1 protein-coding gene is annotated in these 395 nt (G+C 75.4%); it reads left to right on the top strand.

Annotated features, from left to right (window positions below):
• Positions 1-218 (top strand): DprA-like winged helix domain-containing protein (locus tag A612_RS13950; protein WP_478212056.1); only part of this gene is annotated, 218 nt, incomplete at its 5' end.
• Positions 219-395 lie beyond the last annotated feature (177 nt).

The raw sequence follows: 395 nt of genomic DNA, 5'->3' as shown, positions 1-395 counted from the left end.
CGGCCGCCGGCGAGATGCCAGCGCCCGCGCCCGAGGAAGCGCCGCCGCGGGACGAGGTGCTGGAAGCCCTGGGCTTCGATCCCGTCGACCTGGACACCCTGGTGGCGCGCAGCGGGCTGGACGCCGCCACGCTGCAGGCCCGCCTTCTGGAGCTGGAACTCGACGGGCACGTGGCGCGGCTGCCCGGCGCGCTGTTCCAGCGCGTGGCTCGCGGCTGAGCCGCGCTCGTGCCGGCGTTCCTCGCCTTCCTGGCGATCTTCTGGCTGAGGGTCGCCAAGCCCGCGCCGTGGGGCGCGCAGCCCTTTGCCAGCCACCGAGGCCGGCTCTCCGTCAAGCCAGCACGGCGGCGCGGACGCAGTTGCGCCCCGCGTGCTTGGCCGCGTACAGCTGCGCAT

The organism is Melaminivora alkalimesophila (assembly GCF_000282995.1).
Classification (GTDB): Bacteria; Pseudomonadota; Gammaproteobacteria; order Burkholderiales; family Burkholderiaceae_C; genus Melaminivora; species Melaminivora alkalimesophila.
The sequence above is the reverse complement of the archived record's forward strand: the minus strand, read 5'-3'. Positions and strand labels throughout refer to the sequence as shown.